General features: G+C 60.9%; 25 protein-coding genes and 2 pseudogenes. 23 read left to right on the top strand and 4 right to left on the bottom strand.

Features of this window, described 5'->3' with window-relative positions; genetic code table 11:
• Window positions 1–237 precede the first annotated feature (237 nt).
• From AC0QUY_RS27680 to AC0QUY_RS27755, 16 genes are all read left to right on the top strand, one after another.
• On the top strand, window positions 238–1989 hold the full coding sequence (locus AC0QUY_RS27680) for a relaxase/mobilization nuclease domain-containing protein (protein WP_475389363.1): 1752 nt from the start codon (window positions 238–240) through the stop codon (window positions 1987–1989).
• Window positions 1990–2227: 238 nt separating this feature from the next.
• Window positions 2228–2809 carry a ribbon-helix-helix protein, CopG family gene (locus tag AC0QUY_RS27685; RefSeq protein WP_475389364.1) on the top strand — a complete coding sequence of 194 codons (582 nt, stop codon included), beginning with the start codon at window positions 2228–2230 and terminating at the stop codon, window positions 2807–2809.
• A gap of 76 nt (window positions 2810–2885) precedes the next feature.
• Window positions 2886–4241 carry an MFS transporter gene (locus AC0QUY_RS27690; protein ID WP_475389365.1) on the top strand — a complete coding sequence of 452 codons (1356 nt, stop codon included), beginning with the start codon at window positions 2886–2888 and terminating at the stop codon, window positions 4239–4241.
• A gap of 10 nt (window positions 4242–4251) precedes the next feature.
• Window positions 4252–6255 (top strand): conjugal transfer protein TraG, encoded by a 2004-nt coding sequence (locus tag AC0QUY_RS27695; protein ID WP_475389367.1) that lies wholly within the window; start codon window positions 4252–4254, stop codon window positions 6253–6255.
• 11 nt (window positions 6256–6266) lie between these two features.
• Window positions 6267–6701 (top strand): CopG family transcriptional regulator, encoded by a 435-nt coding sequence (locus tag AC0QUY_RS27700; RefSeq protein WP_475389369.1) that lies wholly within the window; start codon window positions 6267–6269, stop codon window positions 6699–6701.
• Between the two features lie 180 nt (window positions 6702–6881).
• A complete protein-coding gene (trbB, locus tag AC0QUY_RS27705; RefSeq protein WP_475389428.1) occupies window positions 6882–7802 on the top strand; it encodes a P-type conjugative transfer ATPase TrbB in 921 nt (306 codons plus the stop codon).
• Window positions 7803–7849: 47 nt separating this feature from the next.
• Complete coding sequence (locus AC0QUY_RS27710; RefSeq protein WP_475389429.1) at window positions 7850–8122, top strand: TrbC/VirB2 family type IV secretion system protein; 273 nt, start codon at window positions 7850–7852, stop codon at window positions 8120–8122.
• Entirely contained in the window at window positions 8122–8385 is a 264-nt protein-coding gene (locus AC0QUY_RS27715; protein WP_475389370.1) for a VirB3 family type IV secretion system protein, read from the top strand. Before AC0QUY_RS27710 ends, AC0QUY_RS27715 begins: the two co-directional genes overlap by 1 nt.
• 7 nt (window positions 8386–8392) lie before the next feature.
• The gene (trbE, locus tag AC0QUY_RS27720) at window positions 8393–10834 is read left to right on the top strand and encodes a conjugal transfer protein TrbE (protein ID WP_475389371.1); all 2442 of its coding nucleotides are present in this window, start codon (window positions 8393–8395) and stop codon (window positions 10832–10834) included.
• A complete protein-coding gene (gene trbJ / locus AC0QUY_RS27725) occupies window positions 10831–11568 on the top strand; it encodes a P-type conjugative transfer protein TrbJ (RefSeq protein ID WP_475389430.1) in 738 nt (245 codons plus the stop codon). Before trbE ends, trbJ begins: the two co-directional genes overlap by 4 nt.
• Before the next feature lie 26 nt (window positions 11569–11594).
• Entirely contained in the window at window positions 11595–11951 is a 357-nt protein-coding gene (trbK-alt, locus tag AC0QUY_RS27730) for a putative entry exclusion protein TrbK-alt (protein WP_475389431.1), read from the top strand.
• A 4-nt stretch (window positions 11952–11955) separates the two neighbouring features.
• The gene (trbL, locus tag AC0QUY_RS27735) at window positions 11956–13206 is read left to right on the top strand and encodes a P-type conjugative transfer protein TrbL (protein ID WP_475389372.1); all 1251 of its coding nucleotides are present in this window, start codon (window positions 11956–11958) and stop codon (window positions 13204–13206) included.
• Window positions 13206–13889: a conjugal transfer protein TrbF gene (gene trbF, locus AC0QUY_RS27740; RefSeq protein ID WP_475389373.1), complete on the top strand. Its 684-nt coding sequence runs from the start codon at window positions 13206–13208 to the stop codon at window positions 13887–13889. Before trbL ends, trbF begins: the two co-directional genes overlap by 1 nt.
• A 32-nt stretch (window positions 13890–13921) precedes the next feature.
• A complete protein-coding gene (gene trbG / locus AC0QUY_RS27745; RefSeq protein ID WP_475389432.1) occupies window positions 13922–14869 on the top strand; it encodes a P-type conjugative transfer protein TrbG in 948 nt (315 codons plus the stop codon).
• Window positions 14866–16062 carry a TraB/TrbI/VirB10 family type IV secretion system protein gene (locus AC0QUY_RS27750; protein ID WP_475389374.1) on the top strand — a complete coding sequence of 399 codons (1197 nt, stop codon included), beginning with the start codon at window positions 14866–14868 and terminating at the stop codon, window positions 16060–16062. Before trbG ends, AC0QUY_RS27750 begins: the two co-directional genes overlap by 4 nt.
• An 8-nt stretch (window positions 16063–16070) precedes the next feature.
• Window positions 16071–16310 (top strand): DUF2274 domain-containing protein, encoded by a 240-nt coding sequence (locus AC0QUY_RS27755; RefSeq protein ID WP_475389375.1) that lies wholly within the window; start codon window positions 16071–16073, stop codon window positions 16308–16310.
• Here the strand turns inward: AC0QUY_RS27755 and AC0QUY_RS27760 are convergent.
• Both AC0QUY_RS27760 and AC0QUY_RS27765 read right to left on the bottom strand, forming a co-directional pair.
• Window positions 16286–17242 (bottom strand): LysR family transcriptional regulator, encoded by a 957-nt coding sequence (locus tag AC0QUY_RS27760; RefSeq protein WP_475389376.1) that lies wholly within the window; start codon window positions 17240–17242, stop codon window positions 16286–16288. The two genes, AC0QUY_RS27755 and AC0QUY_RS27760, sit on opposite strands and share 25 nt — an antisense overlap.
• Window positions 17243–18164: 922 nt before the next feature.
• Entirely contained in the window at window positions 18165–18761 is a 597-nt protein-coding gene (locus AC0QUY_RS27765; RefSeq protein WP_475389377.1) for a TetR/AcrR family transcriptional regulator, read from the bottom strand.
• Window positions 18762–18910: 149 nt separating this feature from the next.
• Here AC0QUY_RS27765 and trxB point away from each other — a divergent pair, with 149 nt between their 5' ends.
• The 4 genes and pseudogenes from trxB to AC0QUY_RS27785 all read left to right on the top strand — a co-directional run bounded on the left by trxB (window position 18911) and on the right by AC0QUY_RS27785 (window position 22490).
• The gene (trxB, locus tag AC0QUY_RS27770) at window positions 18911–20164 is read left to right on the top strand and encodes a thioredoxin-disulfide reductase (RefSeq protein ID WP_475389378.1); all 1254 of its coding nucleotides are present in this window, start codon (window positions 18911–18913) and stop codon (window positions 20162–20164) included.
• Window positions 20165–20178: 14 nt separating this feature from the next.
• A complete protein-coding gene (gene msrB, locus AC0QUY_RS27775; protein ID WP_475389379.1) occupies window positions 20179–20667 on the top strand; it encodes a peptide-methionine (R)-S-oxide reductase MsrB in 489 nt (162 codons plus the stop codon).
• Window positions 20667–21185 (top strand): peptide-methionine (S)-S-oxide reductase MsrA, encoded by a 519-nt coding sequence (gene msrA / locus AC0QUY_RS27780; RefSeq protein ID WP_475389380.1) that lies wholly within the window; start codon window positions 20667–20669, stop codon window positions 21183–21185. Before msrB ends, msrA begins: the two co-directional genes overlap by 1 nt.
• Before the next feature lie 228 nt (window positions 21186–21413).
• Window positions 21414–22490, top strand: a pseudogene (locus AC0QUY_RS27785) (IS630 family transposase).
• 16 nt (window positions 22491–22506) lie between these two features.
• Here the strand turns inward: AC0QUY_RS27785 and AC0QUY_RS27790 are convergent.
• Together AC0QUY_RS27790 and AC0QUY_RS27795 are read right to left on the bottom strand one after the other, a co-directional pair.
• Window positions 22507–23466 (bottom strand): NADP-dependent oxidoreductase, encoded by a 960-nt coding sequence (locus AC0QUY_RS27790; RefSeq protein WP_475389433.1) that lies wholly within the window; start codon window positions 23464–23466, stop codon window positions 22507–22509.
• 193 nt (window positions 23467–23659) lie between these two features.
• Window positions 23660–23988, bottom strand: a pseudogene (locus tag AC0QUY_RS27795) (four-helix bundle copper-binding protein).
• A gap of 83 nt (window positions 23989–24071) precedes the next feature.
• Between AC0QUY_RS27795 and AC0QUY_RS27800 the strand changes: the two are divergent.
• The 3 genes from AC0QUY_RS27800 (at window position 24072) to AC0QUY_RS27810 (ending at window position 25290) form a co-directional block, all read left to right on the top strand.
• Window positions 24072–24410: a hypothetical protein gene (locus AC0QUY_RS27800; RefSeq protein WP_475389434.1), complete on the top strand. Its 339-nt coding sequence runs from the start codon at window positions 24072–24074 to the stop codon at window positions 24408–24410.
• 27 nt (window positions 24411–24437) lie between these two features.
• On the top strand, window positions 24438–24851 hold the full coding sequence (locus AC0QUY_RS27805; protein ID WP_475389381.1) for a PQ-loop domain-containing transporter: 414 nt from the start codon (window positions 24438–24440) through the stop codon (window positions 24849–24851).
• 133 nt (window positions 24852–24984) lie between these two features.
• Entirely contained in the window at window positions 24985–25290 is a 306-nt protein-coding gene (locus AC0QUY_RS27810; protein ID WP_475389382.1) for a hypothetical protein, read from the top strand.
• Window positions 25291–25619: the final 329 nt, after the last annotated feature.

The raw sequence follows: 25619 nt of genomic DNA on the forward strand, positions 1-25619 counted from the left end.
CGTGCTTCATCGCAGCCTGTCGCAGGATATCGCATCCTCTGATGTGAGGCAGGAGGAGCAGGGAGATATCAACCACGGACGGCGAGATAAAAGCGCCGACTGCCGTCGTGCGTTTTTGGTTGGGAGAGTAGGGGTTACGGAGCATCGCGTGAAATCGCCTGCCGGCGCTTTTGCCAAAATGTCAGAAAAAGCAGTTGCTCCGGAGCCATCGCTTATCCCGAGCTCTTGGGGACGACGGTGAATCCGCGCGACAATGACCTGCATATCCGACCCGGCCGTATTCGCGACGGAGGGCGAGGAGCGGCCAAGCCGAAGAGCTTTGTTGGTCAGGTCATGCGGGCCGCCAGGAAGGCCGGTCACACCGGGAAAGGCTTTGGCAGGCAAGGAGGCAATACCGGCTCTCGGTTCGGTCGAGGTCGTTCCGCAGCACTTGCCCTGTCGCTCCGATCGCCGTCGCGTCGGGTCGTGATCAAGGCGCGGGTGGTGAGGCATCGCGGACATCGATTCCGCTCGGCGACGCTCACCAAGCATGTCACTTACCTTAAGCGGGATGGCGTCTCCCGTGATGGCGCCGACGCCCGTCTGTTCGATGCGAAGTCCGACGTGGCCGACGAGCGCGCGTTTGCCGAGCGATGTGAGGACGATCGCCACCACTTCCGCTTCATCGTTTCGCCCGAGGATGCACCCGACATGCAGGATCTTCGGGCGTTCACTCGCGAATTGATGGCAGATGCCGAGCGGGATCTCAGCACAAAACTCGACTGGGTCGCAGTCGACCACTGGAATACCGACAATCCTCACGTCCATGTTCTGATCCGCGGGCGTGCCGATGACGGTCGGGATCTCGTTATCAGTCGTGATTACATCAGCCGGGGGTTTCGAGCCCGGGCCGAAGAGCGTGCCACGCTGGAGCTCGGTCCGCGTAGCGAGCAGGAAATTCGATCTGCCCTGGAGAATGAAGTAGCAGCTGAACGTTGGACCAACCTCGACAGGGCTTTGCGCAACGCCACCGACGACGGGGCAGGGATCGCCAACCTGCGGCCTCACATCTCCGAAAATGATCCCGAGCTGCGACGGCTCATGGTTGGCCGAGTGGCCAAACTTGAACGACTGGGCCTCGCGGAGCAAATCGAACCGGGGTGCTGGACGCTGAAGCCCGGTCTGGAGGACACACTTCGCGATCTATCAATTCGGGGCGACATCATCAAGACGATGCATCGGGCGATGAGCGGATTCCACTGCGAGCCGGATGTCTCAGGCTTTGCCCTGCACGGCGACGCGCCGGCGGATGCGGTAGTCGGCCGCCTCGTTGAGCGCGGGCTACACGACGAACTAAAGGGCTCAGCCTATGCGATCATCGAGGGCATCGATGGACGAACGCATCACATCAGGTTCACCGATATCGAAATGACCGGCGATGCCGCGCCCGGCGCAATCGTGGAGGCGCGGACATATGACGATGCGCAGGGGCGCAAGCATCTCACGCTTGCGACGCGGTCGGATCTCAGTATTGAGGCGCAGGTGACAGCGCAGGGAGCGACATGGATCGACCGGCAGTTGATTGCCAAAGGTTCGGAGATCAGCAGCACCGGATTTGGTATCGCAGCACGAGATGCGATGGAGCGCCGGATCGATCATCTCGTGGACGAAGGCCTTGCGCGGCGGCAAGGGCAGCGAGTCATCTTCGCTCGCGATCTGCTCAACACCTTGAGAAAAAGGGACCTTGATACCGCAGCCTCGAGGCTTTCAGTCGAGACCGGGCTGCTTCATCGCCCCTGTTCCGAGGGGGAGCATGTGGCTGGTACCTATCGTCAACGCCTGATGCTGGCGTCGGGCCGGTTTGCCATGATTGACGATGGAATTGGCTTCCAGCTCGTGCCCTGGCGACCGGCATTGGAGCGGCATCTCGGTCGAGAGGTATCGGGTGTCGCAACCGGAGGGGGACGAGTGACCTGGAGCCTTGAAAGGAAAATCGGTCTCGGCGTTTGACGGCAAGCCACGCCCGGCCTTATCGCGCGAGCCCATGATACCTCGATCCACCGTCGCTCCAAATCGCACACGGGCTTGATCAGTTTTTGTACGCGGATCTATCCAAACATACGACAACCGCGGTTGAGCGGTTGCCCAAAGACGCGAGTGCCTCCCTTTGTAGGCCACGTTGTTGGCGACCGAACGAAACTTCGGCAGCCAAAGTCATCGGATGCGTAACGCAGGCGCAAGGTCCATCATGAAACCCAGAATAGGCGTTTACCTATCGGAACAAATGGCTGCGCGGTTGGCAGCAGCGGCCAAACGTCCCGGCACAAGTAAGTCGGCGCTCGTTGAGGCTGCCCTCGCTCAGTTCTTCGGCGCCGACGATGACACCAACGATCTCCCGGTAGACCGTCGCCTTTCCCTAATGAGCCGCCAACTCGAAGAACTCGATCGCGGTGTCAGAATCATAAATGAGACCGTCGCCCTTCAGGCGCGCTTCCATCTCGCCGTGACGCCTGTGCTTCCTGCAGCGGACCAACGCGCCGCCTGCGTGCTTGGGTCCGAGCGTTTCGATGAACTTGCTGTACAGGTCAGGCGCCGAGTTCAGTTGGGAACATCGCTGATGCAGGAGACGATGGATCGGCTCGGCGCGACGAAGCGCGACACTGCGACGATTGCTCTCGGTGGAGCGGCGGCGCAGAGATGCTCCCCAGTTCAAAAGCCAGCTCTCCCCGCGTCAAGTCTGGTTGGCAGCAAAGCAGAGTCATCCGCTGCCGTCCGGGAGGGCGGTAGCTTGTTCAACTTTCCAGGGAAGGCAGGAATACCCTTGCAGTAAATCGCTTGCGAGGGGGCAAACTGTCGGCGCACCGAGACCGCATAGCCGTGAGACTGGGCGCCGACGAATCGGAGGCTTGGCGCAAAATTGGCGTCTGATTCTGTGCGTGTTCTTGCCGTTCGTTGCTGCTTACTACCTCTCGTTTCTGTTCCGGACCATCAATGCGACGGTCGCCGGCGCTTTGACGTGGGAGTTTGGCCTTGGCGCTGGCGATCTAGGCCTGCTGACGTCTGTCTACTACCTGACTTTTGCGGCCGCCCAGATTCCGATTGGCATCTTGTTGGACCGATATAGTCCGGGGCGGATCCAAAGTGCTGTGCTGGTCGCCGCAGCTTTGGGCGCGGCGTTATTTGCTGTCTCGGACAATTTTTGGCTGCTGCTCGGCGGCCGAGCGCTGATCGGTCTTGGTGTCGCCGCATCATTGACGGCTGGCTTGAAAGCCCTCGTGCTCTGGTTTCCCAGGGAACGTGTACCACTGCTCAACGGGCTGATGGTGATGTTGGGGGCGTTGGGTGCCCTGACGGCGACGTTGCCTGCGGAATTCCTGCTGCTCTCGATGGGCTGGCGAGGATTGTTTGAACTGCTCGCGATTGCCTCGGCCGGATGTGCTCTTGTCATCTATCTTGTCGTCCCGGATATGCCGGCAGCCATATCGGGGGCGGGGACGCCAACCACCGGCGGTCTAAAGACGGTTTACGCAGACCCGCGCTTCTGGCGCTTAGCCCCACTTTCGGCGACCTGCATCGGAACGGCCTGGGCGCTGCAGGGACTGTGGGCGGCGCCATGGCTCAGCGATGTCGAGGGCTTCGACCGGCCGGAATTGCTCCAGCATTTGCTTGTCATGGCAATCGCCTTGAGTGTGGGCGCGCTCTTGTGGGGCGTCGCGGTCGATCGGTTGCGCCGACGTGGTGTCGGACCGCGGGGGCTGTTGCGCCTTGTCGCCATGATTTTTATCGCGGCCCAGTTGGCATTGATCCTGCGATTGCCGCTCCCGTCGTATGTCCCGTGGATCGTCGTGGCGGCGGTCGGTGCTGGAACTGTCCTCAGTTACGCGATCCTGACCGAGTATTTCCCCACCGAACTGGCGGGTAGGGCCAATGCGGCGCTGAACCTCTTCCACATCGGTGGCGCGTTTGTCGTGCAATATATGACGGGCTTGGTGGTTCAGCTCTGGGCTCCCACAGATGGGCACTATCCTGAGATAGCTTACCAGACCGCGTTTGCTTTCAACGTCGGCCTTCAGATCGCGGCTGCGATCTGGTTTGCTCTAACCTCTGTCCCGTCGCGAAACGTCTCAACGAGGGGGAACGGATTTGACGCATTCGCCCTCAAGCCACCGCAGGCGTTCGAGCTTGGGGTTAGGCAGCCATTTCTGAAGGATCGCAAGAGCAGGCGCCAGGCGAAGTGCGCCGCCAATCCCTACTCATCTTGATTCCTCAGCCATGTCCGCAACCAGAATACTTTGGGGCCAGATCGCCTGCGTCTTGACCATCGTGCTGCTCACGACGTGGGCCGCGACGCAGTGGACGGCATGGCGGCTCGGCTATCAACCCCAGCTCGGCCACCCCTGGTTTGAACTCATACCGGGCGCTCCGATCTATCTTCCGCCGGCGTTCTTCTGGTGGTGGTATGCCTACGATGCCTATGCGCCAGGAGTGTTCGTCGAAGGCGCCTGCGTCGCTGCGTCGGGCGGATTCATCTCCATCGCAGCCGCCTTTGCGATGTCGGTATGGCGAGCTCGAGAGGCGGAGACAGCGGCCACATACGGTTCTGCACGTTGGGCGAACCAGACTGACATTCGACGTGCCAGCCTCGCCGGGGCAGACGGCGTAATCCTCGGGCGTATCGAGGGACAATATCTGCGGCATGATGGACCGGAGCACGTGCTCTGCTTCGCACCGACCAGATCCGGCAAGGGCGTCGGACTTGTTGTTCCCACACTCCTGACTTGGCCGGGAAGTTGCGTCGTCCATGACATCAAGGGTGAAAACTGGACCCTGACGTCAGGCTTTCGTGCCCAACACGGCCGGGTGCTGTTGTTCGACCCAACCAATTCAGGGAGTGCGGCCTACAATCCTCTCCTGGAAGTAAGACGAGGAGAATGGGAGGTTCGCGACGTCCAGAATGTCGCCGACGTGCTCGTCGATCCCGAAGGGTCGCTAGAACGACGGAATCACTGGGAGAAAACCAGCCACGCCTTGCTGGTTGGAGCCATCCTTCACGTCCTCTATGCGGAGCAGGACAAGACGCTTGCCGGGGTCGCGAGCTTTCTGTCCGATCCGAAACGTCCGATCGAAGCCACGCTTCGCGCAATGATGACGACGCAGCATCTTGGTGAAGCCGGCACACATCCGGTGATCGCATCCGCGGCGAGGGAGCTACTGAACAAGAGCGAGAACGAGCGATCAGGCGTGCTATCCACCGCGATGTCGTTCCTTGGGCTCTATCGCGATCCCGTCGTTGCCCAGGTAACACGCCGGTGCGACTGGCGCATTCGGGATCTCATTGAGGACGAACGGCCAACGACGCTCTATCTCGTTGTGCCTCCGTCTGACATCAGTCGCACCAAGCCGCTGGTACGATTGGTCCTCAACCAGATCGGACGCCGCCTGACCGAAGATCTCCAGGCCAAGGGCCGCCGGCATCGACTGCTGTTCATGCTCGATGAGTTTCCGGCGCTGGGACGGCTCGATTTCTTCGAGTCGGCGCTTGCCTTCATGGCCGGCTATGGCCTCAAGAGCTTTCTCATTGCCCAATCTCTCAATCAGATCGAAAAGGCCTATGGGCCGAACAACGCCATCCTCGACAATTGTCATGTGCGCGTTTCCTTTGCGACCAACGACGAGCGCACCGCCAAACGCGTGTCGGACGCGCTCGGGACTGCAACTGAGCTGCGGGCAATGAAGAATTACGCGGGCCACAGGCTAAGTCCCTGGCTCGGCCATCTCATGGTTTCGCGGCAGGAAACGGCACGGCCGTTGCTGACGCCGGGCGAGGTGATGCAGCTTCCATTCGAGGACGAGTTGGTGCTGGTGTCCGGCGTGCCACCGATCCGCGGCAGGAAGGCGAGGTATTTTGAGGATCCACGTCTGACCGAACGTGTGCTGCCACCACCAAAATTAGAGCCTCTCGACCGCGAGGGGAGCGCACCGACGGACGATTGGAGCCGCTTGCCCGCCCCAGCGAATAGGAGTGTGCCCACGCCGGTATCCGTGTCGGGCGCTCGGCCACCCGTCGATGACCCCGCAAATTCCGGCATTCGTCGCGAGCCGGGCCTCCCTGGGCATGAAGATATCGTGGCTGAAGTCTCGAAGCCTCCGACCGAGTTCGACTTTCCGGAAGAAGAGGATGACGGTGTTGCCGTCCGGGCCCGCGTGATGCGCACGAATGGACCCGGCCTCGCGCGCCAGGCCTCGATGGACCCGGGCGACGGTCTGGAACTGTAGGGAGTGAGATATTGCGGACAAAACATACGTTTCGCTTGCCTCCGGACCTTGCGGGAAAGCTCGCCGATCATGCGAGCCGCAAGCGAGTGCCTCAGGCGCTTGTCGTCGAGACCGCGCTGGCTTCATTCCTGTCGCCGGATAATTCCGAGCGGATGGAGGCTGCGCTCGGCCGTCGTCTTGACCGGTTGGCCCGACACGTTGAGCGGCTCGAGCGTCACATCACGATCTCGAATGAGGCGCTGGCCTTGTTCGTACGGTTCTGGCTGACGGCAACGCCGCCGCTGCCCGACACGGCGCAACCCGCAGCGCAGACCAAGGGACGGGAGCGGTATGAAGGTTTTGTCGAGGCACTCGGGCGCCGGCTGGCCAGGGGCCAGACCCTTGCCCAGGAAATCTCGCTCGACATCGAGCCGGCCCAGGCTTCGCCAATCGTTCCGCAAAAGTGACTACGCCACTTGTTTCTTTTGCTACGCTACGACACGTCGCCCGATCTGATCTGGTTGCGCGGACGCATGGTCTGCTTCTTCTACTGATCCCCGTCGTCGAGCCCGTTTGCACTCGGCGTGTTGGGGGCGATCGTGGCAATTCATTCCTTCCAGTCCGAGATGATATCGCGTGGTGCGCGTATGTTGCGCACCGCGCTCGGACCATCGATTGCGGCTTGGCTCGACGATCCCATCATCGTTGAGGTGATGCTCAACCCCGACGGTCGGCTCTGGGTCGATCGGCTATCGGGGGGCCTCGCCGATACCGGCGAGCGCCTTGCTGCAGCCGACGGCGAGCGCATCGTGCGGCTCGTTGCCCATCACGTTGGCGCCGAGGTTCATCCGGCAAACCCGCGAGTTTCAGCCGAATTGCCGGAAACCGGAGAGCGGTTCGAGGGCCTGCTGCCGCCGGTGGTAACCGCACCGGCCTTCGCGATCAGGAAGCCTGCGATCGCCGTCTTTACCCTCGAAGACTATGTCGCCGCCGGGATTATGGCGGAAGTTCAAGCCGAGACGCTCCGCCAAGCGGTTCGAGAGCGTCGCAATATCCTCGTGGCGGGCGGTACCTCGACCGGCAAGACCACGCTAACGAATGCCCTCCTGGCCGAAGTCGCCAAGACGACCGACCGTGTCGTGCTGATCGAAGATACACGCGAACTCCAATGCAGCTCGCCGAACCTCGTGGCGTTGCGTACCAAGGATGGCGTCGCCTCGCTTTCGGACCTCGTGCGCTCCTCGCTGCGGCTTCGTCCCGACCGGATTCCGATCGGTGAGGTGCGCGGCGCCGAGGCGCTCGATCTCCTGAAGGCCTGGGGGACCGGCCATCCCGGCGGCATCGGCACCATTCACGCCGGCACGGCGCTTGGCGCGCTGCGCCGGCTCGAGCAGCTGATCCAGGAAGCGGTCATCACAGTGCCGCGGGCGCTGATCGCGGAAACCATCGATGTGATTGCTGTTCTCTCCGGCCGCGGCGTGGATCGGCGGCTGGCAGAACTTGCGCGCGTCGAGAGCCTAAAGCCCGACGGCGACTACCTCATTCGACTGCAAGGAGGTCGACCATGAAACGCGTCATTTTTCAAGGCGCGGTGCTGAGCGCTGCCGCGGCTGTCATGACTGTATTAGCTGCTTCGAGCGCCCGCGCCGCCGGCTCCAACATGCCTTGGGAGCAGCCACTCAACCAGATCCTGCAATCGGTCGAAGGACCGGTCGCCAAGATCCTGGCCGTGATCATCATCATCGTCACGGGTCTTACGCTCGCCTTTGGCGACACGTCCGGCGGCTTCCGGCGTCTGATCCAGATCGTGTTCGGATTGTCGATCGCGTTTGCGGCGTCGAGCTTCTTCCTGGCGTTCTTCTCGTTCGGCGGCGGAGTCCTGATCTGATGGACGGGCCCGTTGAAGGCTTCGCGGCGCCGGTGCATCGCGCGTTGACTGAACCGATCCTGCTCGGTGGCGCCCCGCGGGCCGTCGCCATCCTCAATGGCACGGTGGCCGCAGCGCTCGGCCTGGGCCTGCGGCTGTGGATCGCCGGCCTTCTGCTCTGGGCGCTTGGCCATGCCGCCGCCGTCTGGGCCGCGAAGCGCGATCCGCTGTTTGTCGAAGTCGCAAGGCGGCATCTGCGTATCCCCACCCATCTGAACATATGAGCAGGTAATGATGAACCTCAGCGAATACCGACGTTCCACCGTGAGCTTGGCAGATTTCCTGCCATGGGCCGCACTCGTCGACGAAGGCATCGTCCTCAACAAGGACGGATCTTTCCAGAGAACCGCGCGTTTTCGAGGGCCCGATCTTGATTCCTCCGTGCCATCAGAGCTCGTTGCCGTTGCCGGCCGTCTCAACAATGCGCTTCGCCGCCTCGGTTCAGGCTGGGCGGTGTTCGTGGAAGCGCAGAGATATCAGTCGAACGCTTATCCGCCGAGCAGTTGTCCAGATGTCGCCTCGGCCCTGGTCGATGCCGAACGCCGAGCCCAATTTGAGGAGGAGGGAGCTCACTACGAATCAGCATACTTTCTCACCTTCTTGTATTTGCCACCGGCAGAAGATACAGCGCGTATTGAGCGCTTCCTTTATGAGGGACGGGAGCGCGGTCAGGCTGCCGACGCTCACGAGGCGTTGCGCGGCTTTGTCGACCGGACCGACCGCGTGTTGCAACTGGTCGAAGGGTTCATGCCGGACTGCCGGTGGCTCGATGACGGCGAGACCCTGACCTATCTGCACGCTTGCGTCTCGACCAAGTGCCACCGCGTCCGTGTCCCCGAGATTCCGATGTATCTCGACGCGTTGCTGGCCGATCAGCCGTTGACCGGCGGCCTCGAGCCGATGCTCGGCGACCAACATCTGCGCGTGCTTACGATTGTCGGGTTCCCAAGCGCGACCACGCCGGGGATCCTGGACGACCTCAATCGGTTGGCGTTTCCCTATCGCTGGTCGACCCGCGCGATCATGCTCGACAAGGCGGACGCAACGAAACTTTTGACCAGGATCAGGCGGCAGTGGTTTGCCAAGCGGAAATCCGTTGCCGCAATCCTCAAAGAGGTGATGACCAACGAAGCGTCGTCACTGATCGACACCGATGCCAGCAACAAAGCCATCGACGCCGATGCCGCGTTGCAGGAACTCGGTTCGGATCTTGTCGGCGAAGCCTTCGTCACCGCAACGATTACGGTCTGGGACGAGAATCCCCGCACCGCGGATGAACGGTTGCGCCTGGTCGAGAAGATCATTCAGGGGCGTGACTTCACCTCCATGGTCGAGACGGTCAACGCGGTCGAAGCCTGGCTGGGCTCGTTGCCAGGCCACGTCTATGCCAACGTCCGCCAGCCTCCGGTCTCGACCCTGAACATCGCCCATATGATCCCGTTGTCCGCGGTCTGGGCAGGGCCGGCAAGGGACGCCCATCTGGGCGCACCGCCACTGTTCTTTGCGCGGACGGAAGGATCCACACCGTTTCGCTTCTCCCTTCACGTCGGGGACGTCGGACATACGCTGGTGGTCGGTCCGACCGGTGCAGGCAAATCCGTGTTGCTTGCGCTAATGGCGCTGCAGTTCCGACGGTATGCCGGCGCCCAGGTCTTTGCCTTCGATTTCGGCGGTTCGATCCGGGCCGCGGCGCTTGCCATGAAGGGAGATTGGCACGATCTCGGCGGCGCACTGTCCGATAGCGCCTCCGAACCGGTCGCGCTGCAGCCGCTTGCCATGATCGACGATGCGGCCGAGCGCGGCTGGGCCGCGGAATGGATCGCAGCCATTCTTACCCGCGAAAAGATCGACATAACGCCAGAAGCCAAGGAGCATCTTTGGTCGGCACTGTCTTCGCTGGCTTCGGCACCCGCGGGCGAACGCACGCTGACCGGCCTGTCTGTGCTGCTGCAGTCCCAGAGTCTGAAAAGGGCCCTTCAACCCTATTGCCTCGGTGGCCCGTTTGGGCGCTTGCTCGATGCCGAGACCGAACGGCTTGGAACAAGTTCGGTCCAGGTGTTCGAAACCGAGGGGTTGATCGGCACCGGCGCCGCGCCGGCGGTCCTGTCCTATCTATTTCATCGGATTGAGGGGCAGCTGGACGGGAAGCCGACGCTGCTCATCATCGACGAAGGTTGGCTCGCGCTCGACGACGAAGGGTTTGCCGGTCAGATCCGCGAATGGCTGAAGACGCTGCGCAAGAAGAATGCCTCCGTCGTCTTCGCCACGCAATCGCTCTCGGATATCGATGGATCCGCAATTGCGCCTGCCATCATCGAGAGTTGCCCGACGCGGCTGTTCCTTCCGAACGAACGGGCAATCGAGCCACAGATTACGGCTATCTATCGGCGCTTCGGTCTCAACGACCGGCAGATCGAGATCCTGGCGCGCGCCACACCCAAACGCGACTACTACTGCCAGTCACGGCGCGGCAATCGCCTGTTCGAACTGGGTCTTGAGGAATTCGCGCTCGCCTTCAGCGCGGCTTCATCAAAGTCCGATCAGGCAATGATCGAGCGTGTGCTGGCCGAACATGGCCCCGACGGCTTTGTCACCGGATGGCTCGCCGCGCGTGGGCTGGGTTGGGCCGCCGATCTCGTTCCCGGTCTCATCAAGCAGGAAGGTTTGTCATGATGCGTCGCCGTCACCTCTCAGCAGTGAGTGCGCTCGCCATTGCGATCGCAGGTGCCGCTTCGCCAACATCCGCGCAATTGATCGTGTTCGATCCCAACAACTATGCGCAGAACGTGCGCACGGCCGCGCGTGAGCTGCAGCAGATCAACAACCAGATCACCTCGCTGCAGAACCAGGCGCAGATGTTGATCAACCAGGCCAAGAATCTCGCCAGCCTACCGTATTCCTCGCTGCAGCAGCTCGAGCAATCGATCCAGCGAACCCAGCAACTTCTCGCCCAGACCCAGCGCATTGCCCACGATATCAAGCAGATCGATCGAGCGTTCTCGACGACCTATGCGCCAGCATCGACGAACGCGTCAGATCAAGCGCTGATCGCGAATGCGCAAACACGCTGGCAGAATTCGGTGGTGGGTTTGCAGGATGCTTTGCGCGTTCAGGCGACCGTGGTCGGCAATCTCGACATCCACCGCAAAGAGATGTCGGCCCTCGTCAGCTCAAGCCAGGGCGCGACCGGCGCCCTGCAAGCCAGCCAGGCCGGGAATCAGCTTCTTGGTTTGCAGGCGCAGCAGCTCGCCGATCTTACGGCAGCAGTTGCCGCGCAGGGACGGGCGCAAAATCTCGAAACTGCCCAGCGTACTGCGGCCCAGGACCAGGGCAGGGAGCAGCTTCGTCGCTTTCTCGCATCCGGTCGAGGCTATCAGCCTTCGACAGTTCGGATGTTTCACCAATGAACAGAGGTGATGGATTCAAGCGCATGATGTTTGTGATCACGGCAGCTGTCGTACCCCTCCTGGTTGTCGCGGCCTGCACAATCCAACTTCGCGGTGATGGTGACAGTCCACCAGCGCGATCGTCAGCATCCCGCGCAACCAGTCCGCTTGGTGCGAAACTCGAACACTGCCGGAAGGTCACCTCCGAGCAGGTGGCAGAACTCCAGGAGTGCCGTCTGATTTGGGCGGAGAACCGCCGGCGCTTCCTGGGATCAAAGAAGACGCCATCCGTTACTTCCGCCGATGCTCAATCAAACAGTCCGGCACCGGCGTTGGCGCAACCCAAGAATCTCGATCGTCTTCCTCAGGGCTGGCCACCCGTTGCAACACCAGAACGGGAGTAATCCCATGGGTGGCACCGGCGTCATTGACCGATTTCTGGAAACGTTTACGCGCTATATCGACTCTGGCTTCGGGCTGCTCGGAAGCGAAGTCGGCTTCCTCGCGACCACGCTGGCCGCAATCGATATCACGCTCGCCGCCCTGTTCTGGTCCTGGGGTACTGACGAGGATATCATCGCTCGCCTTGTGAAGAAGACGCTGTTCGTTGGCGTCTTCGCTTACCTGATTGGCAACTGGAACAATCTCGCCCGCATCGTTTTCGAGAGCTTTGCCGGTCTCGGCCTCAAGGCCTCTGGCACAGGATTGTCCTCGGCTGAATTCCTGCGCCCGGGGCGGATTGCACAGGTCGGTATCGATGCGGGACGGCCGATCCTGGACTCGATCTCGGGATTGATGGGCTATGTCAGCTTCTTCGAGAATTTCATTCAGATCGTCGTTCTGCTGTTTGCCTGGGTGACCGTGCTGCTCGCCTTCTTCATCTTGGCAATCCAACTCTTTGTCACTCTGATTGAATTCAAGCTGACGACGCTCGCTGGCTTCGTCCTGATCCCCTTTGGGCTGTTCGGGAAGACAGCCTTCGCCGCCGAGCGCGTGCTCGGCAACGTCATCTCGTCAGGGGTCAAGGTCATGGTGCTCGCGGTGATCGTCGGCATCGGCTCGACGCTGTTTTCGCAGTTTACCGCGGGCTCGAGCGGCGCACAGATCGGCATTGAAGATGCCATGGCCCTGGTGCTCGCAGCATTAGCGCTGCTGGGCCTGGGGATCTTTGGGCCCGGCATCGCCAACGGCATCGTGTCCGGCGGTCCGCAGCTTGGCGCCGGAGCCGCCGTCGGCACGGGGTTAGCTGCCGGCGGAGTCGTGGTGGCCGGAGCTGGGCTTGCCGCAGGCAGCATCGGTGCATTGGCGGGGGCCGCTCGCGGAACTGCGACGCTGGCGGGTAGTGCGAGCGGCGCTTTTCGGGCGAGTGGTTTGTCCGGCGGCTCGGACGCCAGCGCATCCGCCATGACGAGCCCACTTCGTCGCGCTGCGGCAAGTCCCGGTAGTAGCTCGGCATCAACCGGTGGTGCTGCAACGGATGAAGCCGCCGCCCAGCCTGCTGCGAGTCCTTCATCTCCAGATACTCAATCCAGATGGGCTGGGCGCTTGAAGCGCATGCAGACCATGCGTCATGGGGCGTCCGCCGCCACCAACGCTGTCCGCTCTGCCGATCAGACTGGGGGAGGTGCCTCCGTCGATCTCTCGGAAGGAAAGCGGTGATGTTCAAGCGACCATCTGTTCACTATGGCCGCACGCCCGCGCCCGTGACGCCCTATCAGAAAGCGGCCCAAGTTTGGGACGACCGCATCGGTTCGGCGCGCGTGCAGGCGAGAAACTGGCGGCTGATGGCCTTTGGTTCGCTGATCGTGTCGGCAGGGCTCGCATTCGGTCTTGTCTGGCAATCGACCCGAGGCACAGTTACGCCCTGGATCGTGGAGGTCGATCGCCTCGGCCAGGCGCAGAGCGTCAGCCCAGCTAATCCCTCCTATCAGCCGACCGATCCGCAGATCGCCTTCCATTTAGCACGCTTCATCGAAGACGTGCGCGGACTTCCGGCCGACGCTGTCGTGCTGCGTCATGACTGGCTGCGTGCCTATGACTTTACAACGGACCGCGGCGCCGCAGCCCTGAATGACTACGCTCGCGTCAACGATCCCTTTGCCAAGCTCGGCAAGGTGCAGATTGCGGTTGAAATATCAAGCGTCATCCGTGCCTCGCCGGAGAGCTTTCGCGTCGCTTGGCTCGAGCGCCGCTATGACAACGGTCAGCTTGCCGCTACCGAGCGATGGACTGCCATCCTCACCATCGTGATCGAAACCCCGCGCGATGCCGATCGTCTGCGCAAGAATCCGCTCGGGGTCTATGTCAACGCCATCAACTGGTCGAAGGAGGTTGGGCAGTGAACGAGCCGATCACCAAAATTGCCAGCCCACGTATGAGCAAGATCGCGCGACCCGTGCTGCTTGTTTGGATCGTTGCGCTCAGCGGTTGCACCACTTTCAAACCTCGGCAGATCAGCTACGACACGGATATCCCGCCGCTTCCCAATCCACCATCATTGGCGGAGGATCGTCCGCGGTCACTGCACGTTCCGCCGTTGTGGACGCCAGCCAAGGGAGGCAAGAAAGGAACGAAGGAGGCCGAGGAGCCGGTTGCCCGGATTGAGACCGCGAATGATGCCGCGCGCGTTGAGCCCCGGAAGGAGGGCTACTTCAACGCGGTGCAGGTGTTTCCGTTTAGTCCGGGCGCCCTCTATCAAATTTATGCCGCGCCCGGGCAGATTACCGATATCGCGCTCGAGCCCGGTGAGCAGCTTACGGGTTCAGGTCCGGTATCGGCCGGCGACACCGTGCGCTGGGTTGTCGGCGATACCGAAAGCGGAAGTGGCGACACCCGCCGCGTCCATATCATGGTCAAGCCGACGAGGCCTTCAATCGAGACCAATCTCGTGGTCAACACTGACCGGCGCACCTATCTGATCGAGTTGCGCTCGCGTGAGAAGCCCTACATGCCCTCGGTAGCCTGGTTCTATCCCGAGGATCGGACGGCACGGGCTCGGGCCGTTCCGCCTACGCCAGTTCTCCCCGAGCCTTCGCAGCGGCGCTATCGCTACGCCATCGAGGGCGACAATCCGCCCTGGCGGCCGGTCGGCGCCTATGACGACGGCCGCAAAGTCTATGTCGAATTCTCGCAAGGAATCGTTCAAGGCGAGATGCCGCCCCTGTTCGTCATCGGTCCGGACGGCAAGCCCGAAATCGTCAATTACCGCGCCCATCATAATGTGCTGATCGTCGATCGGCTGTTTGCCGCGGCGGAGCTGCGGCTTGGCGGCGACACCCAGCAAAGGGTCCGGATCATTAGAAGCGACGGGAGGTCCCAATGACCGGCCCCGAAACGATTAATGCCGGCAGCCCTCATTCGACCGCGCCGAAGACATCTGAGGAAATTGCTCGTACTTTGCGGCTGCGCCCGGAACGCCCGCCTGTTACGCGCCTGTCGCGTAAGGTCTTGGCTAGCGGAACGGCATTGGCGCTTCTTTTGGTCTCAGCAGCCGTCCTCTGGGCCCTGCAGAACAATCGTACACGGGTATCTGCATCCGAAGAACTCTACAGCACTGATCACCACAATGTGGCCGATGGCTTGGCCGGACTGCCGCGCGACTATACGGGTATTCCGCGCGACGTGCCTCGCCTCGGGCCGCCACTGCCCGGCGACCTCGGTCGTCCCATCGTTGCGGCTCAAGCTCAGTCAGGACCGCTTGCGGTCGATGCCGAGCAGCAGCGAATGAACCAGGAAAGCGAGGCCGCGCGCACCAGCAAGGTCTTTGCGTCAACGAATGTTCGATCATCCGCGGCAACCACTCCCGCGGAGATCACCCCGAATGCTGTGTCATCGTCTGATGAGGCCTATGTTCAGAACGGACAGGATCGCAAGCTTGCCTTCGTCAACGCCTCGATAGATCGCCGGACCACGAGCCCCGATCGCGTAACGAAGCCGGCCTCGCGTTTCGTCGTACAGGCCGGATCCGTGATTCCCGCCGCACTCATCACGGGTCTCCGCTCTGATCTGCCAGGGCAGATCACGGCGCAAGTAACCGAAAATATCTTTGATTCACCAAGCGGCCGTTTTCTCCTGATCCCGCAGGGAGCGCGCGTAATAGGGGTCTACGACAGCCAAATTGTCTTCGGCCAGTCGCGCGCCCTCGTGGTCTGGACGCGCCTAATTATGCCAAACGGCCGATCGATCATTCTTGAGCGACAGCCGGCTGCCGACACGGGGGGATATGCGGGGCTTCAGGACGAAGTCGATCATCATTGGGGCGCGCTATTTAAGGCGGGGCTGCTGTCGACCTTGCTTAGCGTCGGGGCCGAGTTCGGCTCTGGCGCCGGCAACGGCAACGGTGACAGCGCCGTCCTCCAGGCGCTTCGCCGTGGGGCAGGGGATTCTCTTAATCAGACCGGCCAACAGATCGTTCGGCGTAGCCTCAATATGCAGCCGACCCTGACTATCCGCCCGGGGTTCCCGGTGCGGGTCATCGTCAATCGCGACTTGATCCTTGAACCATACAGAGAGTGAGAGAAGAAATGGCCAAGCTGAAGCTTAGCGCGATTGCCGATGACAAACCTGTCAAGCTTACCGTGGAATTGCCGGCAAATGTTCATCGGGACCTCGCCATTTACGCCGACCTGCTCTCCCGTGAGATCGGACAGTCAATCCCGGATCCAGCAAAGCTGGTCGCGCCGATGCTGGCTCGGTTCATGGCGACCGATCGAGCTTTTGCGAAAGCGCGCAGCAAGAGTCAGCCTGCGCAGGGCAAGGGATAGCGTTCGCTCAACAGTTTGAGAAAATTTGCGAGCGCCGGGTTATCGTTGTCCTTGCGCAAGTGCGCTGAATAGTGAACTTGGCTCGGCCCTGTGCCGTCACGAACCTCTCGATAGGTGAGGCCAGCAAAATTGACGCCGATATCGGATTCGGCCACCAGACTAACACCGAAGCCTATGGTGATGAGGGTCTTGATGATGCCTCTGCTGACGTCATGGCGTTCGATTTTGGGGCGGTCTGCTGTAGAAACGAGCTTCGCTATCAAAAGATCCTCAAGTTCTCGCCCTGGATCGTATTGGCTGAGAAGAACCGTCTCGTTCCGCAGGTCGGTCCAGTAGATCGATTTCTTCGTAGCGAGCGGATGACCCTCTGGCAGGGCAACCAAAATGCGTTCGCTCCACAGCGGCAAGACCTTGCTATCAAAGAGAGGTCCAGCGTCGGTAGCAATGACAAGGTCAATTGCACCTTTGCGTAGAGCGGTCACGAGTCGCATCCGGGATCTCTCAACCATGCGAAGTTCGACTTGCGGGCACCGCTGTCTGAAATCCACCAACGTCGCACGTAAATTGCCGGCTGATAGAGACGTATAAAAACCCACAGCCAGCCTACCGGCCTCTCCGCGGCCGTCGTAGTGCGCGGATGTAACCAGCGCATCCATTTGCTCGAGAATTGAGCGCGCCGTTCGAAGGAAGTTTCGGCCGGCCGTTGTCGCACATACGCCGCCACTCGATCGTTCGAACACGGTCACGCCAATGGATTCTTCGAGCTGGCGAATGCAACGGCTCAGCGTCGACTGCCGCATAAGCAGGGCCTCAGCAGCCCGGCGAAAGCTGCCATATTCCGCGGAAATCACTGCATACCGGAGGTGCTGGAGGGCGACGGTTGATGATTGATTGCGAAGTGAAAGGTACTTGTATTCTGGTTCGTCGATCATTCTCGACCGTCTAATGTTTTGAACAGGCAGGAGCAGCGACAAGATAATCAGAATGGGGTGATTTTCAGCGGCTGGTTGTGTTCTTTCTTGGGCGTGGATCTGCGATAACCAACCGAATAACCCACGGGATTGAAGGCGGCGGCCCGCCGGTCGCGTCTCCGATTGGTGAAGGTGGATATGGAAGCAAGCTGCTCAATCGCGGCATGACGGTCCGGCTTGGCGGCTCGATTTCGTGCGATTGGAGTCCGGACGGCGTCATCGTCACGCTTCACATGATCAAAGATCGTCTAACAAGGTAAAGGCGCTCGACCCTGGCCAGGCATGAAGACCGCTGTCCCGCCGAATGCGGTCGGCTCTGGACGAGCAAACGCGGTTTGATGGCGCCGCCCGAGTCGTGATTTCAGCAGCCACATCGACTTGACTGGTCGCAAGGCGCTCATAACTGTGGCCTACCGGTCTCGGACCACGTTCCGCTAAGGTGCTCGCCGCCGCGGGTGCGGAAGTCGAACTGGCGGCCTGCCGCGCCGATGGTCTGGATAAGTTCGTGCGAATATCACCGGAATTGGAAGCGTCGCTCTCGCTGTGCAGAATGGACGTGACCGATGCTAGTTCGGTCAGGGCGGAGGTAGTCGCCGCTGTCGAGAAGCTAGGCTTATTGGCCGGTGTGCTGAGCCGAAGGGTAACATTTTCGATTGGTTGCTAATCATATTGCTCATTGAGTGACCACTCATGGCAAAGCGGTCGTTCTGCATAAGCCGCTGATCGCGTCTGTGATCTCTGCAGGAGGTCGGGCTTGCGGTTACAAAACTCGTCGACCCTTACTTGTCGCGCCCTCCTACTGCGCTTCACTTACACGTCTTCCCCCTTTGTGCCTTCGGGCGGCTCGCGCTAAATCGGAGGTTCATCCTCACGTTTGCCCGACTCATTCGATCGGCAAAACGCTGCGAAGCGCCGCTTCCCTGGCGGCCTTCAGCATCCTGACAGGTTGACCGGCCTTGGCCAGAACGCGCAGTCCGAAATAGACCGATAAGAGATGCTGGGCGACGGCGCGACGCCGGCTGTTGTCGATCGTGCCCAACTCCCAGAGCACCTTTTCCAGCACACCTCCGAGGCGCTCGAAGCTCCCCGTGACCGAGCGTTGTGTCTCCGGATCGACAGCCGCTTGGTCAATAGATGCGTTGCATAGGAAGCAGCCACGTCGATCATTCGCGACCGCCACAGCATAGATTGGCGCTTGGAGGAACTTGCCAATGCGTTGCTCCGGTGCGTCGATGCCAGTGAGCACGGCAACGGACTCATCGATGGCGGTTCGACCATAGAGTTCCACTGATTTCCGATACATGGCGCGCTTATCACCGAAGGCCGCGTAGAGGCTGCCTTTTCTCAACCCGGTGGCGGTCTCGAGATCGCTCAAGGACGTGCCTTCGAAGCCTTTTTCCCAAAACACATCCATGATCTTCGCCAAGGCCTTATCCTCGTCGAACTCGCGGGGGCGGCCCATCACCTTCGGCTCAAGCATTCGTGATATCTCCTATTCTTGACCGATCGGTCACGAAGGCCTATTTACGCACAGTACACGCGGCCCGGAGGTCGCTTTTCTTTCCACTAAATAATGACCGATCGGTCAAGAATCAAGGCCGATCCGAGGTAACAAAGGAGAAATGAACAATGCCCAAAGTAGTGCTCTACACCAAGGATTACTGCGGCTTCTGCGCCCGGGCCAAGGAGCTGCTGAACTCAAAAGGCGTTGAGTTCACCGAGATCGACGTTACACATGACGCCGTCCTTCAAGCGGAGATGATCGAACGATCAGGGCGGCGGACTGTGCCCCAGATCTTCATCGACGGGCGGCATGTCGGTGGCTTCGATGATCTTGCGGCGCTCGACGCTGCCGGCAGGCTCGATCCGCTGCTCAGCCGTGGCAAGAATGCTGCCGAGAAGGCGCGGCATTACCGTGTCGTCATTCTCGGCAGCGGACCGGCGGGCTACACCGCGGCTCTCTATGCCGCGCGCGCGGGTCTCAAGCCGGCCCTCATCACCGGGGTGGAGATCGGCGGCCAGCTGACCACCACGACCGCGGTCGAGAACTGGCCAGGCGGCGACGTCACGCTGCAGGGTCCGGAACTCATGGAGCGCTTTCGCGAACATGTCGAGCGCTTCGACGTGACGCTGATCCGCGACCACATCCAGGCTGTCGATCTGTCCGGCGGGCTGTTCCGTCTCACCGGGGACGGCGGAGTCTACACCGCCGATAGCCTGATCGTGGCCACCGGGGCCACGGCACGCTACCTCGGTCTGGCGTCGGAGACGGCGTTCAAGGGCCGGGGTGTCTCGTCATGTGCCACCTGTGACGGGTTCTTCTTCCGGGCCAAACCGGTCGCCGTTGTCGGAGGCGGCAACACCGCTGTCGAGGAAGCGCTGTTCCTGACGAACATCGCCAGCCACGTGACGCTCGTGCACCGCCGCGATGCCTTCAGGGCCGAGAGGATTCTCCAGGACCGGCTGTTCGCCAAGGTCGCCGAGGGCAAGGTGTCGATCCTGTGGGACCATGAGGTCGACGAAGTCTTGGGCGAGCAAGCCGGTGTGACGGGCCTACGTGTTCGCCATGTCGGCACCGGAAAAACACGGGACCTCGCCGTGGATGGCGTCTTCATCGCCATCGGTCACGATCCGAACACGGCGCTTTTCGCCGGGCAGTTGGACCGCGACGGTGGTTACCTCCGGACCAAGGGCGGCCTGGGCGGCAACGCCACCGAAACCAGTGTCCCTGGAGTCTTCGCTGCGGGTGATGTTGCCGATCCGGTCTATCGCCAGGCGGTCACCTCGGCCGGGACCGGTGCAATGGCCGCGCTCGACGCCGAGCGCTACCTGGCCGGCCTTGCGATCGGCACCGAGGCGCCAAGTCTGAAACATGCAGCATGAAAAGGAGTAGTGATATGACAACCCTTGTTACCAACGAACGCGCGCGGGGAAAATACGCGAAGACGGACCAAGCGCTTAGTCGGCTGAGTTCGGAGCAGTACCGGGTCACACAGAAGGATGGCACCGAAGCGCCGTTCTCCAGTGAGTATGTCGATAACGAGGCTACCGGGATCTACGTCGACGTGGTCTCAGGAGAACCATTGTTTGCCTCGCTCCACAAGTACGACTCTGGTTCCGGCTGGCCAAGCTTTACCCGCCCGATAGTGGAGGAGAATGTTATCGAGCGTGTCGACGACAGCCACGGCATGCGCCGGGTAGAGGTGCGCTCCACGCACGGCGACAGCCATCTCGGGCATGTCTTCACCGATGGGCCGTCAGACTCAACCGGCATGCGCTATTGCATCAATTCCGCATCGCTACGCTTTATCGCGCTGGAGGATCTGGCAGCCGAAGGCTATGGCGATCTACTGCCGATCTTCAGTGTCAAGACGGAGGATTTATGATGACAGGCAAGCTTGAACGTGCCGTCCTTGCCGGCGGTTGCTTCTGGGGCATGCAGGACCTGATCCGCAAGCTGCCCGGCGTAGTCAACACACGTGTCGGATACACGGGCGGCGATGTGCCGAACGCGACCTATCGCAACCATGGATCTCACGCTGAGGCCATCGAGATCGAGTTCGACCCGAAGCGCACCAGCTATCGCGACCTTCTGGAGTTCTTCTTCCAGATTCATGACCCCACTACGCTTGATCGCCAAGGCAACGATGTTGGAACTTCGTACCGCTCGGAGATTTTCTATGTCTCCGAGGCGCAACGTGACGAGGCACTCCGGACAATCGACGATGTCAACGCCTCGGACCTGTGGCCAGGCCGCGTTGTGACGGAGGTCTCGCCCGTCGGCGAATTCTGGGAGGCCGAGTCCGAACACCAAGACTATCTCGAGCACTATCCGCTCGGCTATACCTGCCACTTCCCGCGCCCGGATTGGAAACTGCCCCGGCGAGCCGGTGCGGCCGTCTGATACCGCACTGCAAAGCCTCATCGTCCCAAAGGGGGGCGATGAGGCCGCTCCGCCCAATGGAGGCGCCCACTACCATGGGCATTGATCACAAACCTGCGCGCGAACGGCTTTGCCCTGTGGGACGGTTATTCGGCGGAATGCGGCCCGTCTGATGCCCTAGTGGATCAAATCTGACATTTAAATCCCCTGAGGGATTCCCGAGGAGCCGATTGCATGCGAATCTGGCGCATGCGAACGGGTATTTCCATCATCGTTACTCCGTCCGACCGTTTCCGTTTGGAGGCGCTCGTGCGGGATCGCAATGTGCCGCAGAAGCAGGTGTGGCGGGCTGAGATCGTCTTGTTGAGCGCAGACGGGCTCGGCACCAATGAGATCATGCACCAGACCGGCAAGTCCAAGACCTGCGTCTGGCGCTGGCAGGAAACGCTTCATGCAAGAGGGCTTCGAGGGTCTGCTGCACGACAAGACACGCCCCTCGCGCATTCCGCCGCTCGGAGCGGACGTTGCAGCACGCGTGGTCGCACTCACGCAGACCGATCCGCCAGGAGAGGCCACGCACTGGACAGCAACCATGATGGCGAATGAGGCCGGCATCAGCGCCAGCTCGGTTCAGCGTATCTGGCGAGCGCACGGCTGCAGCCGCATCGCGTCCGGCAATTCAAGCTCTCGAACGACCCCAACTTCGTCGAGAAGCTGCATGACGTGGTGGGGCTTTACGTCAATCCGCCCGAGCATGCCATCGTGCTCTCGGTCGACGAGAAGAGCCAAATCCAGGCGCTCGATCGCACCCAACCGGGCCTGCCCCTCAAGAAGGGGCGCCGCCACTATGACACACGACTACAAACGCAACGGCACCACCACCCTGTTTGACGCCTTCGACGTGCTCGAAGGCAAGGTCATCGGACGCTGCATGCAAAAGCATCGGCATCAGGAGTTCATCCGCTTTCTCAACCAGATCGAGGCTCAAGTCCCAGCTAAAAAGCGGTCCATGTCATCCTCGACAACTATGCGACCCATAAACACCCGAAGGTACGCAAATGGCTCGATCGCCATCCGCGGTTCACCTTCCGTTTCACGCCCACCTCGTCATCGTGGCTCAATGCCGTCGAAGGCTTCTTTGCCAAACTCTCCAAACGGCGCCTCAAGCGCGGCGTCTTCCGGTCGGTCCGTGAACTCAAGGCTGCCATCAACCGCTTCCTCGACCAAACCAACAATGATCCCAAGCCCTTCACTTGGACCGCAGATCCAGACAAAATCGTCGCCGCCGTCAAACGAGGGCACCAACTGTTAGATTCGATCCACTAGTCACGTTCAGATGCCGTCACGTGCCTTGGTGGGCGAGGTCGCCAACCTGCTCCACGTTGATGATGATCTTTCCCTTCGGTTGTGGTTGTCGGCCCTCCAACATCAGATGGGCGCCTCGCGCAGCGGCAAGAGGAAGGACGACACCTAGTCGTGTCTTAAGCGCACCATGATCAATAAGTTCAGCAATTCTGCCCAGCCGTTCGGTGGTCACTTCCACAAGAAAGAAGGCTGCAGTGACGCCGTGGTGCTTTGCGCGCGCTTGATCAGGCTGGGACACTGCGGAGATCAGTTTGCCGCCCGGGCGAAGAACCTGGAATGAACGTGCTTGCGTATCACCACCAACGAGGTCGAGTATCGCGTCAGCGTCTTTGACTTCATCTTCGAAGCGCTGCGTTCGAAAGTCCACTACTGTATCCGCACCTAGGGCCTGCACGTAGCCGATATCGTCCGTTCCAGCCGTCGCGACGCAGCGTAGGTGAGCGCGACGAGCGAGCTGAAGCGCGATTGCTCCGACGTTTCCTGCGGCTCCATGGATGACCACCGTCTGGCCGGCTTTGAGGCGAGCGTGTTCGAACAAACCTTGCCAGGCGGTGACGGCGATGACGGGAACGGAAGCCGCTTCGATAAAGCTAAGTGAGGTGGGCTTTTTCGCGAGCATCCCAGCGGACGCCACCGCGTACTCAGCGTAAGCGCCAACGAACCGGGGATTGGTCACTCCAAAAACCTGATCCCCGACGGCCATGTTGGATACGTCTGGACCCAGAGTCTCGACCTCTCCAGACAGATCAGAGCCCAACGTGAGCGGAAGAGGTTGCGGTAACGCGCTCTTTCCGGCCCTTATCCACCCATCCCACGGGCCCACCCCCGCTGCGAGAACTTTGACGAGAACCTCGCCTGGGCCGGGGACCGGCCGGGGAATGGCTTCAAGAACCATCACCTCCGGCGGGCCAAACTCGTGCACGCGCCAAGCCTTCATCAAAGAGGGAGCAGAACTCTGTGTCGTTTCCCGGATTACGGTATCTCCCATTGCGGCGTCCTCGCGCCTGCGAAGTTAAGGCACTGCGGAGACACTTATTGTGCCCGCGCAATGTGACTTGCGACGATCGTACTCGATGTTCGTGCGGGAAGCCATCGTGACGGCCCGCGTCTGGCGCGGTCACCGCCGTGCGTTAGGTGCGGCCGAAACCGCGATCCAACACAGCATAGCCCAGGTCGCGGCCAAACTCCTCTTCATTGTGCTTGAGAATTTCATTGACCAGCTTCTGCACCATGCAGCAGAGCGCGACGCGTCTGCTCGCAGGCTGGCAAGCCTCGACGCAGATGCGGCAGTGCTCATTCATGGCGGCATGGTGTTCGCATTCTGCCGCGCAGATGAGGCAGGCCTCGGCGCAGGCCGTCAACTGCACTTCCACCACCATCGGACTTGGCTCTGTAAGGCGTGAGACGATACGCGCGGCGTTACATCCGAGCAATCAAGGCAGGTTCGGATGCAGCACACGAAGTCAGTTACGTGAGCCTCGCCCAAGCATGCATCGGTTCATTGGGGCAAACCAGACGTGGCCCTAAACATGCCGAACTTCCGTGTCTGAAGGCCAGATCACCAAGCTCAAGCTTGTGAAATGCCAGATGTACGGTCGCGCGAAAATCGACCTGCTTCAGGCGCGCCTCATCGGCGCAATCAGAACCTCAGCTGCACCAAATTTGCGTCAGAGCCCCTTTTGGATGCCGATAACGGGTCCCATTCCAACGCCGATTGACAAATTGTTAGAGGACGTCATTATTGCCCATGGCGGGCTCGCGCGGTGGAAGGCGCTGACCACGGTGCATCAACCGCCTTCAGAGCTCGACCAAGGCCTGCGCTGTGTTGCCGGGCCACCACGCGCCCGCCGCCCGACGCGACGCGCGATTGCCACCCGATAGTGAGCCACATTTGGATGGCCTTGGTCAGTGCTGAAGGCGCGATTCCGGGCGATGGTTGTCGTGCGGCCGATCCCGCCCATGCTTCCGGGCGACGCGAGGAACGCTTCATTCGTTAGTCCAGCAACGAGCGCGAAAGATATGGAAAACTGGCTGTCTGTCATCGGCTATGTTGGGACTGGGCTTGTCATCGGCGCCTACGCCCCTCAGATCTGGCACCTCTGGACTGAGCATTGCTCCGCCGGAATCAGCGAGCGCGCCTACGCACTATGGGTGTTGTCGTCAGCGGTCTTTCTCGGTCATTCGATCACCATCGGCGATGCCGTGTTCATGGTTACACAGTTCGTGAACATGATCGCCCTCGCGATCATCCTGGTCCTCGCGCGGCGGTTCCGTAACCAGATCTGCGCCGAGCATGCGCACCAGCTTCACGTACGAGAGTAGTTCCGTTAGAGTGCAGGCCTAAAATGAGCAACCACAGCACTCACACTGAGCGTAAAAATGAGGCGGACGAAGCCTCCTGTATTCTCCGACCTATTTTATCCAACCGCAATTGAATCGCCTACTCGTCCGCGCCATGATCAACGAGGTGGTCGCCGACTTCGACGCCGAGGCCGGCGAGATCATTCTGTTCATCCACTGGATGGGTGGCGTTCTCACGGAGCTGCGCCTCCCGACACGTCGGCCCGGTCAGCGTAACAGCACGTCACAGGACATCATTGCGGCAGTCCGACAGCCTGTCCTCATCGCCAACGACAAACTGATCGCCGGCATCCTCAATCGGAACAAGCTGACCACGGATCATGGCAATCGCTGGACCCGAGAACGGGTGACGGCGCTGCGCTGGCATCACAAGATCCCGGTCTACCGTGGAAAGGCCTGAGCCAAGTTTCTGCAAGCATCTCGCGAAAAAGGCCCCAAACGGGCTTCGGAGCCAGTGACCGCGGATCGGAAGAATGACCGGAACCCTGCGTCGAACCCTGACAAGCGAAGAGCAGCAAAAAGTGCATCGCGTGGTGCAATGCGCGCATCTTGAGGTCGAAATTTGACCACTTGAGCCGGGGGATCGGCGTCCAAAATTTGAAAGCCGATTGACACGCTTCCGGCCCGATCCCAAAAATTCGACAACTGAGATGCCATACGCCCGAAACAGCTTTGAACGCCAAGAATGATCGGCGTCGTACTGCAGCAGCTCGGCCGCCCTTCCGATGG

The organism is Bradyrhizobium sp. WYCCWR15520, assembly GCF_056174665.1.